Origin of the sequence: Streptomyces sp. NRRL F-2580 (assembly GCF_000720115.1) — a bacterium.
GTDB lineage: Bacteria > Actinomycetota > Actinomycetes > Streptomycetales > Streptomycetaceae > Streptomyces.
Window position 1 is genome coordinate 1 of record NZ_JOIR01000017.1, and the last position, 13,136, is coordinate 13,136.

At 72.7% G+C, this 13,136-nt stretch carries 15 protein-coding genes; 5 read left to right on the forward strand and 10 right to left on the reverse strand.

From position 1 onward, the window contains the following. Positions 1 to 230 precede the first annotated feature (230 nt). Together IF88_RS0119690 and IF88_RS0119695 are read right to left on the reverse strand one after the other, a co-directional pair. Positions 231 to 809: a DNA-3-methyladenine glycosylase I gene (locus tag IF88_RS0119690; protein WP_030713692.1), complete on the reverse strand. Its 579-nt coding sequence runs from the start codon at positions 807 to 809 to the stop codon at positions 231 to 233. After that, a complete protein-coding gene (locus IF88_RS0119695; protein ID WP_030713693.1) occupies positions 806 to 1,159 on the reverse strand; it encodes a DivIVA domain-containing protein in 354 nt (117 codons plus the stop codon). Before IF88_RS0119695 ends, IF88_RS0119690 begins: the two co-directional genes overlap by 4 nt. Positions 1,160 to 1,235: 76 nt before the next feature. Here IF88_RS0119695 and folP point away from each other — a divergent pair, with 76 nt between their 5' ends. After that, positions 1,236 to 2,096 carry a dihydropteroate synthase gene (gene folP / locus IF88_RS0119700; RefSeq protein ID WP_030713694.1) on the forward strand — a complete coding sequence of 287 codons (861 nt, stop codon included), beginning with the start codon at positions 1,236 to 1,238 and terminating at the stop codon, positions 2,094 to 2,096. A gap of 70 nt (positions 2,097 to 2,166) precedes the next feature. On the opposite strand, the gene IF88_RS0119705 is transcribed toward folP, so the two are convergent. Both IF88_RS0119705 and dapE read right to left on the reverse strand, forming a co-directional pair. Continuing rightward, complete coding sequence (locus tag IF88_RS0119705) at positions 2,167 to 2,982, reverse strand: TIGR00730 family Rossman fold protein (protein WP_078892998.1); 816 nt, start codon at positions 2,980 to 2,982, stop codon at positions 2,167 to 2,169. A 64-nt stretch (positions 2,983 to 3,046) separates the two neighbouring features. Beyond that, entirely contained in the window at positions 3,047 to 4,126 is a 1,080-nt protein-coding gene (gene dapE / locus IF88_RS0119710) for a succinyl-diaminopimelate desuccinylase (RefSeq protein ID WP_030713700.1), read from the reverse strand. A gap of 86 nt (positions 4,127 to 4,212) precedes the next feature. Between dapE and IF88_RS0119715 the strand changes: the two genes are divergently transcribed. Both IF88_RS0119715 and IF88_RS42830 read left to right on the forward strand, forming a co-directional pair. Then, complete coding sequence (locus tag IF88_RS0119715) at positions 4,213 to 5,196, forward strand: hypothetical protein (RefSeq protein ID WP_234323602.1); 984 nt, start codon at positions 4,213 to 4,215, stop codon at positions 5,194 to 5,196. A 293-nt stretch (positions 5,197 to 5,489) separates the two neighbouring features. Continuing rightward, positions 5,490 to 5,906 (forward strand): hypothetical protein, encoded by a 417-nt coding sequence (locus IF88_RS42830; RefSeq protein WP_030713709.1) that lies wholly within the window; start codon positions 5,490 to 5,492, stop codon positions 5,904 to 5,906. A 74-nt stretch (positions 5,907 to 5,980) separates the two neighbouring features. Here the strand turns inward: IF88_RS42830 and dapC are convergent, their stop codons facing one another. Continuing rightward, positions 5,981 to 7,090: a succinyldiaminopimelate transaminase gene (gene dapC / locus IF88_RS0119725; protein ID WP_030713712.1), complete on the reverse strand. Its 1,110-nt coding sequence runs from the start codon at positions 7,088 to 7,090 to the stop codon at positions 5,981 to 5,983. 109 nt (positions 7,091 to 7,199) lie between these two features. Then, on the reverse strand, positions 7,200 to 7,529 hold the full coding sequence (fdxA, locus tag IF88_RS0119730) for a ferredoxin (protein WP_030713714.1): 330 nt from the start codon (positions 7,527 to 7,529) through the stop codon (positions 7,200 to 7,202). A 117-nt stretch (positions 7,530 to 7,646) separates the two neighbouring features. Between fdxA and IF88_RS0119735 the strand changes: the two genes are divergently transcribed. Both IF88_RS0119735 and IF88_RS0119740 read left to right on the forward strand, forming a co-directional pair. After that, on the forward strand, positions 7,647 to 8,633 hold the full coding sequence (locus IF88_RS0119735) for a GNAT family N-acetyltransferase (protein ID WP_030713716.1): 987 nt from the start codon (positions 7,647 to 7,649) through the stop codon (positions 8,631 to 8,633). 5 nt (positions 8,634 to 8,638) lie between these two features. Next, a complete protein-coding gene (locus IF88_RS0119740) occupies positions 8,639 to 9,424 on the forward strand; it encodes a transglutaminase-like domain-containing protein (protein ID WP_030713717.1) in 786 nt (261 codons plus the stop codon). Between the two features lie 141 nt (positions 9,425 to 9,565). Here the strand turns inward: IF88_RS0119740 and IF88_RS0119745 are convergent, their stop codons facing one another. From IF88_RS0119745 to IF88_RS0119760, 4 genes are all read right to left on the reverse strand, one after another. Further along, positions 9,566 to 10,183 (reverse strand): response regulator transcription factor, encoded by a 618-nt coding sequence (locus tag IF88_RS0119745; protein ID WP_030713719.1) that lies wholly within the window; start codon positions 10,181 to 10,183, stop codon positions 9,566 to 9,568. Further along, complete coding sequence (locus IF88_RS0119750) at positions 10,180 to 11,286, reverse strand: sensor histidine kinase (protein ID WP_051837222.1); 1,107 nt, start codon at positions 11,284 to 11,286, stop codon at positions 10,180 to 10,182. The genes IF88_RS0119745 and IF88_RS0119750 overlap by 4 nt, the downstream gene beginning before the upstream one ends. 88 nt (positions 11,287 to 11,374) lie before the next feature. Next, complete coding sequence (locus IF88_RS0119755) at positions 11,375 to 12,115, reverse strand: ABC transporter permease (RefSeq protein WP_030713723.1); 741 nt, start codon at positions 12,113 to 12,115, stop codon at positions 11,375 to 11,377. After that, the gene (locus IF88_RS0119760) at positions 12,112 to 13,062 is read right to left on the reverse strand and encodes an ABC transporter ATP-binding protein (protein WP_030713725.1); all 951 of its coding nucleotides are present in this window, start codon (positions 13,060 to 13,062) and stop codon (positions 12,112 to 12,114) included. Before IF88_RS0119760 ends, IF88_RS0119755 begins: the two co-directional genes overlap by 4 nt. Between the last annotated feature and the right edge of the window lie 74 nt (positions 13,063 to 13,136).

A 13,136-nucleotide genomic window follows, 5' to 3' on the forward strand; every position in this document is an offset into this window, starting at 1 on the left:
CAACCCGCACAACCGGCTCCCACCGACCCCGCCCAAGCGGCGCAGCCAACCCGCACAACCGGCTCCCACCGACCCCGCCCAAGCGGCGCAGCCACCCGGCGGCGCAGCCAACCCCGCGGCGGAGCCCACCCGCGCAACCGGCCCCCACCCGACCCGCAAGCGCGGCGCAGCCAACCGGCCCGAGCGGCGCAGCCAACCGGCAGCCAACCCGCGCCCCGGCCCCGCCCGGGTCAGGCCGCGTCGCGCGAGGCGCAAGCCGCCAGGTGGTCGTTGACGAGCCCGCAGGCCTGCATCAGCGCGTAGGCCGTGGTGGGGCCGACGAAGCGGATGCCGGCCTTCTTCAGGGCCTTGGAGAGGGCGGTGGACTCCGGGGTGATGGCCGGCACCTCGGTGACCGCCCGCGGCGCCGGTCCGGGCTCCTCCGGGACGTGGGACCAGATCAGGGTGTCGAGCTCGCCCGGCTCCCATCCGGCCAGGACCTTCGCGTTGGCCAGGGTCGCCTCGATCTTGGCCCGGTTGCGGATGATCCCCTCGTCGGCCAGCAGCCGCTCCGCGTCCCGCTCGTCGAACTCCGCGACCGCCGCGATCTTGAAGTCGGAGAAGGCCGTACGGAAACCCGCGCGGCGCCGCAGGATCGTCAACCAGGACAGCCCCGACTGGAAGGCCTCCAGGCACAGCCGTTCGTACAGGGCGTCGTCGCCGCGGACCGCACGCCCCCACTCGGTGTCGTGGTACTCGACGTAGTCCTGCGTGGACAGCGCCCACGGGCAGCGCGGCAGCCCGTCCGCCCCGGCCAGCACGCCGCTCACCGCTCACCGCCCTTGCCGAGGTCCACCCGGTCGGTCGCGTCCGCCGGGGCGGTGGACCCCGCCGCCGCGGCGGTCAGCTGCGCGATCCGCGCGTCCCGCTCGGCCAGTTCCGCCGCGAGCCGCTCCAGTACGTCGTCCACCTCGGCCATCCGGTAGCCGCGCGGCGCGACGGGCAGGCGCAGCGCGTCGATGTCCGCCCGTACGACAGGCCGGGCCTCCGGCAGCCCGTCCGCCACGCGGTCCGGCTCCGCTTCCGGCAGGACGGCCTCCGAGCCGCCCCCGATCACGGCCAGGGTGACCGCCGCCACGACCACGACCAGCGCGATCATCAAGAAGAAGAACACGATCAACTCCCCTGAGAGACTCCGGCCACCAGGTTAAGGTCGCAGGCGAGGCGCGAGGGCCGCCGAAGGAGGAAAGAGCAGGATGCTGCGACTGGGCAGGCGCGAGTTCGACACCCACGAGCCGGTGATCATGGCCATCGTGAACCGGACTCCGGACTCCTTCTACGACCAGGGCGCGACGTTCCGCGACGAGCCGGCGCTGGACCGGGTCGAACAGGCGGTCGCCGAGGGCGCCGCGATCATCGACATCGGCGGGGTCAAGGCGGGCCCGGGCGAGCACGTGGACGCGGCCGAGGAGGCACGGCGCACGGTCGGCTTCGTGGCCGAGGTCCGGCGCCGCTTCCCCGACGTGGTGATCAGCGTGGACACCTGGCGGCACGAGGTCGGCGAGGCCGTGTGCGAGGCCGGGGCGGACCTGCTGAACGACGCGTGGGGTGGGGTGGACCCCAAGCTGGCCGAGGTCGCGGCGCGCTACGACGCCGGCCTCGTCTGCACCCACGCGGGCGGGGTCGAGCCGCGCACCCGCCCGCACCGGATCGCGTACGGGGACGTGATGGAGGACATCCTGCGGGTCACGGTCGGCCTCGCCGAACGCGCCGCCGCGCTGGGTGTCCGCCGGGACGCGATCATGATCGACCCGGGTCACGACTTCGGGAAGAACACCCGCCACTCGCTGGAGGCCACGCGTCGGCTGGAGGAGATGACGGCGACGGGCTGGCCGGTCCTGGTCTCCCTGTCCAACAAGGACTTCGTCGGCGAGACCCTCGACAAGCCGGTCAAGGAACGCCTGCTGGGCACCCTGGCCACGACGGCCGTCTCGGCCTGGCTCGGCGCCCGGGTCTACCGGGTCCACGAGGTGGCGGAGACGAAGCAGATCCTCGACATGGTCGCCTCGATCCAGGGCCACCGGCCACCGGCGGTCGCCCGCCGGGGCCTGGCCTGACATGAGGGCCGGCCGCCGGGCGGGCCGGCCCGGCGGCCGCCCGGCCGCCTGCCGCCTAGTCGCCGGCCGCCTAGTCGCCGGCCTCCCGGGCCAGCTCCTCGGTTGCGCCCAGGGCGGCGCGTTCGTTCGAGCCCTCGCCGACCTCCTTGCTGACCAGCGTCACCGCCTCCTCCACGTCGTCCGTGACGTGGAAGAGCAGCAGGTCGAACTCGGAGGCCTTGCCCTGCGCGATCACCGTGTTCTTCAGCCAGTCGACCAGCCCGCTCCAGTACTCCGTGCCGAACAGCACGATCGGGAAGCGGGTGACCTTCCGGGTCTGGACCAGGGTCAGCGCCTCGAACAGCTCATCCAGCGTGCCGAGCCCGCCCGGGAGCACCACGAAGCCCTGGCTGTACTTCACGAACATCGTCTTGCGGACGAAGAAGTAGCGGAAGTTCAGCCCCAGGTCGACGTGCTCGTTCAGGCCCTGCTCGAACGGCAGCTCGATGCCCAGGCCGACGGAGACGCCGCCCGCCTCCCGCGCGCCCTTGTTGGCGGCCTCCATGGCACCCGGCCCGCCGCCCGTGATCACGGCGAAGCCCGCGTCGACGAGCGCGCGCCCGATCCGTACGCCCGCGTCGTACTCCGGCGAGTCCACCGACGTACGGGCCGAGCCGAACACGCTGATCGCCGGCGGCAGCTCGGCGAGCGTGCCGAAGCCCTCGATGAACTCCGACTGGATGCGCAGGACCCGCCAGGGATCGGTGTGCACCCACTCGGAAGGCCCCGCCGAATCCAGCAGCCGCTGGTCGGTCGTGCTGCCCGCCTTGATCTGGCTCCGCCTCCTCAGCACCGGCCCGAGCTGCTGCCCCTCGGCCCGATGAGCGGAACTTTCGGGGTTGCCCATGATGTGCTCCCTCCTGCTGATCGTTGGATCAGGGTAGGCGCACAAAGGTGACGGGAAGCGGAATTCAGGCGGTCAGCCAGGCACGGAGTCGTTCCTCGCAGTGCAGGATCGCCTTGGTCTCGACCCGCTCGTCGACCTTGTGCGCCAGCAGGGCGTCACCCGGGCCGTAGTTGACCGCCGGGACGCCCAGGGCACTGAAGCGCGAGACGTCCGTCCAGCCGAACTTCGGCATGGCGTGGCCCCCGACGGCCTCCATGAAGGCGGCCGCGGCCGGGTGGGAGAGGCCCGGAAGCGCGCCGGGCGAGGTGTCGTCGACGACGAACTCGTCGATCCCGCAGTCCGCGAAGACCTCCCGTACGTGCGCCAGCGCCTCGGCCTCGCTGCGGTCGGGGGCGTAGCGGTAGTTGACCGTCACCGTGCAGGCGTCGGGGATCACGTTGTTGGCGACGCCGCCCTCGATGCGCACCGCGTTGAGGCCCTCGTGGTACTCCAGGCCGTCGATGACCGGCTTGCGCGGTTCGTACGCCGCGAGCCGGGCCAGGATCGGGCTCGCCGAGTGGATGGCGTTGGAGCCCATCCAGCTGCGGGCGGAGTGGGCGCGCTCGCCGGCGGTGCGCAGCAGGACGCGCAGGGTGCCCTGGCAGCCGCCCTCGACCTCGGCGTTGGAGGGTTCCAGCAGGACCGCGAAGTCCCCGGTCAGCCAGTCGGGGTGGGCCGCGGCGACCTTGCCCAGGCCGTTGAGGTCGGCGGCGACCTCCTCCTGGTCGTAGAAGACGAAGGTGAGGTCCCGGTTCGGCTCGGGCACGGTCGCGGCGATGCGCAGCTGTACGGCGACACCGGACTTCATGTCGGTGGTGCCGCAGCCCCACAGGACGTCGTTCTCGTCGAGGCGGGACGGGACGTTGTCGGCGATCGGCACGGTGTCGAGGTGGCCGGCGAGCACGACGCGCTCGGCGCGGCCGAGGTGCGTGCGGGCGACGACGTTGTTGCCGAAACGGTCCACCGTGAGGTGCGGCAGGCCGCGCAGCGCGTCTTCCACGAGGTCGGCGAGTGCCTTCTCGTCGCCGCTCACGGACGGAATGTCGACGAGCCGGGCGGTCAGCTCGGCGGCGTCCAGGGTGAGGTCCAGCTCGGATTCGGACATGGAACTGACCCTAACGCCCCTGACTGGGACGGGGCCTCGCCGTCCGGCCGATGGACGCGTCATATGCCTCAAGTACGGTGGGCCGCGTGTCCGAGAACCGTGATCCCCGTCCCCGCCGCCGCCGCCCGCTGCGCGCGGCCGTCGGCCTGCTCGTTCTCCTCGCGGTGATCGGCTACTTCGCCGTGCAGCGCGCCTCGAACGGCGGTGGCGCCCCGTACTGCACGGCCAGGGTGTACTCGGGCAACTACGACGGAACTTCTGAATCGTACGAATTGTCCCCGGAGCAGGCGGCGAACGCGGCGACGATAGCCGCCGTCGGCGTCGCGAAGGGTCTGCCCGACCGGGCGGTGACCATCGCGCTGGCGACGGCCATGCAGGAGTCCGCGCTGCGCAACCTCGACCACGGCGACCGGGATTCGCTGGGACTCTTCCAGCAGCGGCCCTCGATGGGCTGGGGCACGCCGGAGCAGATCAGGGACCCCGTCTACTCGGCCGGCATCTTCTACGACCGCCTCGTCGACGTGCCGGGGTACTCGCGGCTGCCGCTGACGGTGGCCGCGCAGAAGGTGCAGCGCAGCGGGTTCCCGCAGGCGTACGCGAAGCACGAGCCGGACGCGACCGTGCTGACGGCCGCCTTCGGCGGCGACGGCATCCTGGAGTGCGGCGGCCCCGAGCCCACCGGGCCGGGTGACCCGGAGAAGGTGCGGAGCGAAATGATCCGGATCTTCGGCAAGGACGGCCTGCACACCATTCCCCCGCAGACCGGCCAGGCGGGCCAGGCCGGCCGAAACAGCGCCGGCGGCAAGGGCGGCCCGGAGGTCGAGGTCACGCTGACGGAGAAGGCGAACGGCGGCGAGGCCGCCATGCGCCGCAGCCGGGCGATGGCCCACTGGGCGGTGGCCAACGCGAAGGAGCTGGGCATCTCCAGGGTGTCCTACGGGCTGCGCGCCTGGATCGCGGGCCAGGCCCGGGGCCAGTGGCAGCACAAGGGCGGCACCGGACCGAAGGACGGGGACGGGGACCCGCACAACGCGAACCCGGGCGAGGTACGGATCTTCATGGCCCGCTGACCCTCGTCCGGGCCGGGTCGCTCCGGCTCCGGCCATCCGTCGGGGCCCCTGACGGCACACCGGGACGGACACCCGGCCGCGCGTACGAGTGCTCACTCCTGCGAGGGTGATCCGTTCGGCGGCCCATGGGCCCCGGGCCGGACGGAACCCCAGGTCGGCCCGTGTCCGATGCGCTTGTCGCGGAAGCCGATTAAACGATCCGTTACCGATCCTTTACCCACCGGCACCGCAACTCCACCCGCCCCGCGAGCGGTTAGTCACGGCGTACTCAGCCGCTACCGCTTAGGAGCAACATGTCTCTCCCCCTGACCCGTCGGATCGCCCGTGCCGCGCTGCTCCTCGCAGCCGGGGCAGCGCCCGTGGTCGGTGCGGCCGGCGCGGCCAGCGCCGCCGGTCTGGAGTCCGTGCCGCAGCTGGGCGCACTCACCGCGCAGGACGCGCCCGAAGCCGCCACCGATGCGACCGCGGGTGCGGTCACGGGTGCGGCCACCGACGCCGTGGGCTCCACCGCCAAGACCCTGCCGGCCCCGGCCGCCGACGTGGCCGGCAAGGCGGGGGGCCTGCTCGGCGGGCTGCCCACGACGAAGGAGCTGCCGGTGTCCGAGCTGCCGGTGTCCGAGCTGCCGGTCTCCCAGCTGCCGGTGTCCGAGCTGCCCGTGGGCAGTGTCCTGCCGGCGGGACTGCCCGGTGGCGCGCCGCTGGGCGGCTGACGCCGCGGGAAACACCGAGGGGGCCGGGAGTGCGCACTCCCGGCCCCCTCGGGCCGTTCCGGACCGCCAGAAGCTCAGCCGAGGCGCTTGACCGCAGCCTCGACGCGCTCGTCGGTGGCGGTGAAGGCGACGCGCACGAACCGCGCGCCCGCCTCGCCGTAGAAGTCGCCCGGCGCCACCAGGATGCCCAGGTCCGCGAGGTGGGCGACCGTCTCCCAGCAGGGCTCGTCCCGGGTCACCCACAGGTAGAGGCTCGCCTCGCTGTGCTCGACCCGGAAGCCGTGCGCCTCCAGGGCCGCGCGCAGCGCCGTACGGCGGGCCGCGTAGCGCTCGCGCTGCTCCTCGACGTGGCGGTCGTCGCCGAGCGCCGCCACCGTGGCCGCCTGCACCGGGGCGGGGGTCATCATGCCGCCGTGCTTGCGGATCTCCAGGAGTTCGCCGAGCACGTCCGCGTCACCGGCGATGAAGGCCGCCCGGTAGCCGGCCAGGTTGGAGCGCTTGGAGAGGGAGTGGACGGCGACGATCCCCTCGTACGAGCCGCCGCACACCTCGTCGTGCAGGACGGAGACGGGCTCGGCCTCCCAGCCCAGCTCCAGGTAGCACTCGTCGCTGAAGAGCAGGATCCCGTGCTCGCGCGCCCAGGCCACGATCCGGACGAGGTCCTCCTTGGCGAGGACCTTCCCGGTGGGGTTGGACGGGGAGTTGAGCCACAGCAGCTTCACGCCGGCCGGGTCGAGGTCCATCGGGTCGTCGTAGACGACCGCCTCGGCGCCGCACAGCCGTGCGCCGACCTCGTACGTCGGGTAGGCGAGCCGGGGGTAGGCGACCTTGTCTTTCAATGTCCCGGTGCCGGCGCCGAGGCCGAGCTGGGTCGGCAGCCAGGCCACCAGTTCCTTGGAGCCGACGACCGGCAGGACGTTGCGGTGCTCGGCGGCGCTCGCCCCGAGGCGCCCGCGCACCCAGCCCGTGATCGCGTCGCGCAGGGCGACCGTGCCCCACACCGTCGGGTAGCCCGGAGAGTCGGCGGCCTCGATCAGGGCCCGCTGGATCAGCTGCGGGACCGGGTCCACGGGGGTGCCGACGGACAGGTCGACGATGCCGTCCGGGTGGGCCGCCGCCGTCTTCTTGTACGGCTCCAGCTTGTCCCAGGGGAAGGCGGGAAGACGGTCGGATACTGCGGCCACGATGGTCTCTGCTCTCTCTGAGTACTGGCTGGTAGCGGGTCCGCAAAACGCCTCGGTCCCGTGCGGCGACGAGGCCGTACGGGACCGAGGGGCGCGCCTGCCTGAAGGGTCAGTGCTCGCCGTTGATACCGGCAGGCAGCGCGGCGATGAAGGGGTGATCGCGCTCGATCAGGCCCAGCTTGGAGGCACCACCGGGCGAACCGAGCTCGTCGAAGAACTCGACGTTCGCCTTGTAGTAGTCCTTCCACTCTTCCGGAGTGTCGTCCTCGTAGAAGATGGCCTCGACCGGGCAGACCGGCTCACACGCACCACAGTCGACGCACTCGTCCGGGTGGATGTACAAGGACCGCTGGCCCTCGTAGATGCAGTCGACGGGGCACTCTTCGATGCATGCCTTGTCCTTGACGTCGACACAAGGCTCCGCGATGACGTAGGTCACGCTCTCGTTCCTCCTCGGTAGGGCTTTCCATATCGCGCGGGAGCGCGGCGTCGTCGATGCCCGCACCTAGTATCTCCGTTCCCGGGCACGATCCGAACAGGAGGGGCGGACAGAGCTGTGGAAATCAACGCCGGAGGACTGCTGGAGGTCCGAATTACCCCGGCTGACGTGGGTAAACGTGTCTCTGTACGACGGGTGGAGGCCCGACTGAGCGGATCACCCGAGTTCACGGACACGGTCGGTGTTCTCACATCCTGGGACCAGGGTGTGCTGCTGATCACAAAGAAGAACGGGCAGTCCGTCCGCATCGCGGAATCCTCCCTGGTGGCGGGCAAGATCGTGCCTCCGGCACCGGCCCGGCGGCGGGGTCCGGCGGCCTCCTTCGAGGAGCTGTCGCGGATCGCCGCGCGGTCCTGGCAGCCGCTGGAGAGCGAGCCGCTGGGCGAGTGGACCCTGCGGGCCGCCGCCGGTTTCACCCGGCGGGCCAATTCGGTACTGGCGGTGGGCGACCCGGGCATACCGCTGGACGATGCACTCGCGCGGGTGACCTCCTGGTATGCGGAACGAGAGCTTCCGGCCTATGTGCAGGCCGCGACCGGGGCCGTCGGCACGCAGGAGCTGCTCTGCGCGGAGCTGGAACGGCGGGGCTGGGCGTCCGAGGTGTCGGCGGAGGTACGGATCGGGGCGCTGGCGACGGTGGCCGACGTGGCGGCGCCCGCCGCCGGATCCGTACGGCTGACCCGCGTCCCGGACGAGGAGTGGCTCGGGCGCTACGGGAAGGTCGGCGACCCGGATGTGGCGCGGCGGCTGCTGGTGGAAGGGCCGTCGGTGTGGTTCGCGGCGCTGCCCGGGGGCCGGGCCGTCGGGCGGTGCGTGGTGGACGGGCGGTGGGCCGGCTTCTCGGCGGTGACCGTCGATCCCGTGGAGCGGCGGCAGGGCCTGGCGACGGCGGTGATGGCCGCGCTGGCCCGCAAGGCGCTGGAGGAGGGCGCGTCGGCGGCGTGGCTGCAGGTCGAGACGGACAACGCGGGGGCGCTGGCGCTGTACGACGGGCTGGGCTTCGCGACGCACCACGCGTACCACCACTACCGGGCGGCGGGGTGAGTCCGGTGGACTGGCGGGAGCAGTTCGCGGCGGAGGCCCGCTCGGAGCGGCCCGATCTGGCGCTGCTGTGCCTGCTGCTGGCGACGGAGGCGGACCCCGAGCTGGACGAACGCGCCATGGACTGGGCGCAGATCGAGCTGGACCGGCTCGCCGGGATGCTGCCGTACGGGCTGCGGGGCGCGCGGGCGTGGGCGTCGGCCGTGACGGAACTGCTGGGCGGTCGGCTCGGCTTCCACGGCACCCCCGCGGACTACGGCCGACTGTCGTCCTCGCTGCTGCACGAGGTCCTGCGGCGGCGCCGCGGCCTCCCGATCCTCCTCTCCGTCGTCTGGCTGGAGGTCGCCCGGCGGGCGGGGGCGCCGGTGTACGGGCTGGGGCTGCCGGGGCACTTCGTGGTGGGCTTCGGGGACCCCGAGGAGGGCGTGGTCGTGGACCCCTTCGCAGGCGGCGCGTCGCTGGCCGCCGGGCCCGCGGAGCTGGCGGCGGGGCCGCGCACGCCGGCCGGCACCCTGGCCATCGTGCTGCGGATCCTGGGCAACATCCGGGCCTGGGCGTCGACCCGCCCGGAGCAGTCGGGCGTGGCCCTGTGGACGCTCGACCTGTCGCTGCTGCTGCCGTCGCACCCGGCGGCGCTGCGGTACGAGCGGGCACGGCTGCTGGTGGAACGGGGCTCGTTCCAGGAGGGCGCGGTGGCGCTCGACGCGTACGCGGACGTCGTGGCCGCCATCGACCCCGACGCGGCGGCCCGCATCCACGCGGAGGCCGTCTCCGCCCGCGCCCTGCTGAACTGACCCGGCTCGGCAGTTTCCAGCCCCGTCGGCGTTTGAGGCGCGCGCGGGTCCGGGGGCCGGCCCCCGGCAGCGACGGCGCGGGCGACCGCGGGGCGTGCCCCGACGGGGTGCGGGGCGGAGCCCCGGGAGCCGGGGCTCCTGCTAGAGCCAGCCCTTCTCGCGGGCCACGCGCACGGCTTCGGCGCGGTTGCGCGCCGCCAGTTTCTGGATCGCCGTCGACAGGTAGTTGCGGACCGTGCCCGCCGACAGGTGCAGCCGCGCCGCGAGTTCCGCGTTGGTCGCGCCCGACTCCGCCTCCCGCAGGACCTCCCGTTCGCGGTCCGTCAGCGGGTTCGCGCCCTCCGCCAGGGCCGCCGCCGCGAGCGTGGGGTCGATGACGCGCTCCCCCTGGAGGACCTTGCGCACCGCCTCCGCCAGCTGCGCGGCCGGCGCGTCCTTGACCAGGAAGGCCGAGGCGCCCGCCTCCATCGCGCCGCGGAGGTAGCCGGGGCGGCCGAAGGTGGTGAGGATGACGATGCGCAGGTCGGGCAGGGCCGTCCGCAGGGCCGCGGCCGCCTCGATGCCCGTCATGCCCGGCATCTCTATGTCCAGCAGCGCGACGTTCACGTCGTGCGCGCGGGCCGCGTCCACCACCTCGTCGCCGCGGGCCACCTGCACGAGTACTTCGATGTCGGGTTCCAGGCCGAGCAGGGCGGCGAGGGCCTCGCGGACCATCGACTGGTCCTCCGCCAGCAGGATACGGATCGGGCGTGAGGTCATGATTCCGATCCTAGGGCCAGCGGGACGCGGGCCGTGAGGGCGAAGCCGGTCCGGCTGGCGGAGCCCGCCGACAGGTCGCCGCCGACCGCCGCCAGACGTTCCGTCAGACCCGTCAGGCCGTTGCCGGGTGCGGCCGGGCCGCCGGGGCCGCCCGAGCCGTCGTCCGTCACCGTCAGCTCCAGCACCGGCCCGTCCAGCGTCTGGAGCGTCTCCAGGGTGACCCGGCAGCGCTTCGCCCCGCTGTGCCGGACCACGTTCGTCACGGCCTCGCGCAGGGACCAGGCCAGGGCCGATTCCGCTTCCTCCGGGAGCTCTCCGGACGGCTCCGCCGGGAGATCCGCGACCACGCCCGCCGCGGCCAGCGCCGTCCGCGCGCCGGCGAGTTCGCCGGGCAGGGTGGGCCGCCGGTAGCCGCTCACCGCCTCGCGCACGTCGACCAGCGCCTGCCGGCTGACCCGTTCGATGTCCGCGACCTGCTGGGCGGCCGCGTCGGGCTGCCCGGGCAGCATCCGGCCCGCCAGCTCGCTCTTCAGCGTGATCAGCGACAGCGAGTGCCCCAGCAGGTCGTGAAGGTCGCGGGCCATCCGCAGGCGTTCCTCGTTGGCGGCGAGCTGCGCCACCGTGGCCCGCGCCTCGCGGAGTTCCATCGTGGTCCGGATCATCGCGCGGACGCCGACCATGGCGAACCCGCCCATCAGCGCCGGGATCAGCAGGCCCGCCAGGTAGGCGGTACCGCCCGGGACCGCGTTCGCCGTGACCGCCAGCAGGGCGGTCGTGCCGAGGACGGTCCAGCGGGAGTACTCGGCCGGCAGCGCGGCCCCCGAGGAGATGGCCACGTAGACGAAGAGCACGAGCCATTCGCGGCCCAGGGTCAGCGACAGGACCGTGGCCTGGGTGGCGAGCACCGCCAGGGAGAACAGCACCCGGCGGACCGGCATCGGGCGGGTGGTGCGGAAGACCAGCACCAGGTACCAGGCGACGAAGGCCGCGAGGCCCAGCGTCCCGAGGATCCGGGGCCCGGTGGCGTGCCCGCCGCTGATCAGGTCGGTGACGGGCGCGCTCAGGTAGAAGAGCCAGATGCTGATCCAGAGCATCTTCACCATCTTCTGGTGACGGTTCTCCGGTTGCTTGGCGATCTCGAGGAAGTCCCGGTCCGCGCGGTCCTCGTATGCCTGCTTCAGTGCCACGGGTTCATGCCTTCAGTGAGTCCTTGCGGTACAGCCAGGCGGCGGCACCGGTGAACAGTACGAAGTACACGGCGAGGATCGCCACGTCCTTGGCATGCGGTGCGCCGCCCAGTTCGATGGCCTGGCCGAGGCCCGCGTAGGCGTGGGTGGGGAGCCAGCTCGCGATGGTCTGGAGCCACTGCGGGAAGTTCGTGGTGGGCATCCACAGGCCGCCGAGGATCGACAGGGCGAAGTAGAACAGCATCGAGATGGGACGGACGTTGTCGCCGCTGGCCAGGTATCCGATGGCTACGCCGAGCGCGGCGAAGACCAGGCTGCCGGCCCAGATCGCGCCGGTGAGTGCGAGCCACTGCCAGGCGTCGAACCGTACGTCCTTGATGACGGCCGCCACCGCGAAGACGGTCAGGATGGAGGGGAGCGAGAGGACGCCGGCGCCGGCGGTCTTGGCGAGGACGTAGCCGTGGCCGGGGAGGGCGGTCAGCCGGAGCTGGCGGACCCACCCCTGCTCGCGCTCCTTGGCGATGCGCTCGCTGTTGCCCACGAGGACGGCGGTCAGGGCTCCGAAGGAGGCCATGGCGACCATGTAGAAGGCGGGCATGGTCAGCTCGGTGCCCATGACCTTGGTGGTGCCGTCGAGGGTGCCGCCGAGCATCAGGAAGAGGGCGGCCGGGTAGAGGACGGTGAAGAAGAGGTACTTCTTGTTCCGCAGGGCGCGGACGATCTCCAGCTTGATCAGGGCGTTCACAGGGTGGCCTCCTCGGCCTCGGTGAGGGCGATGAAGGCCTGTTCCAGGCCGAGGCCTGCGACCTCCAGATTGCGGGGGTAGAGCCCGAGCGCGTACACGGCGTGGACAGTCGCGTCGGGGTCGGCGGACTGGAGCCGCACGGTCGCGCCGTGCCGCTCGAAGGCGGTGAGGGCGGGCAGCGCGCGGAGCACCTGCTCGTCCACGGCCTCCTGGGCGTCCAGCTCGAAGGAGACCTTCCGGGCGCCGGCCCTGGCCTTGATCTCGGCGGCGGTGCCGTCGGCGAGCAGCCGGCCCTTGCTGAGGACCAGCACCCGGTCGGCGATCGCGTCCGCCTCCTCCAGGTAGTGGGTGGCGAAGAGCACGGTGCGGCCCTGGTCGGCCTGTTCGCGCATGGTGGCCCAGAAGGAGTGGCGGGCGGTGACGTCCATGCCCGTGGTCGGCTCGTCGAGCACGATCAGGTCGTTGTCGCCGGCCGTGGCGAGGGCGAAGCGCACCCGCTGCTCCTGGCCGCCGGAGAGCTTGTCGACCTTGCGGTCGGCGATCTTGTCGATGCCGGCGCGGGAGAGCACCGCGTCGACCGGGTGCGGCCGCGGGTGCAGGGCGCAGCCGAGCGCGACGATCTCCCGTACGGTCACCTCCGCCATCAGGCCGCCGCTCTGCAGCATGGCGCCGACCCGGCCGGCGGCGACGGCCTCGCGCGGGGTGGTGCCGAAGAGCCGCACGGAGCCGGAGTCTGCGGGGCGCAGGCCGAGCAGGAGGTCGAGGGTGGAGGACTTCCCGGCGCCGTTGGGGCCGAGGAGCGCGACGGTCTCGCCCGGGTGGAGTGCGAGGGTGAGGCCGTCGACCGCCCGGACCGTGCCGTAGTCCTTCGTCACGTTCTCGAAGCTGACCACGGTGTCGGCGTCGGTGGCGGTTTTCGCGGTGCGTGCCGCGGTCGTCGTCGTCATGGGTAGAGATTCGCCCGTACGGGGTCCCGCGCGGCAGTGCCGGGCGTCGTGTGTGCCGCATGACGGATGTCATG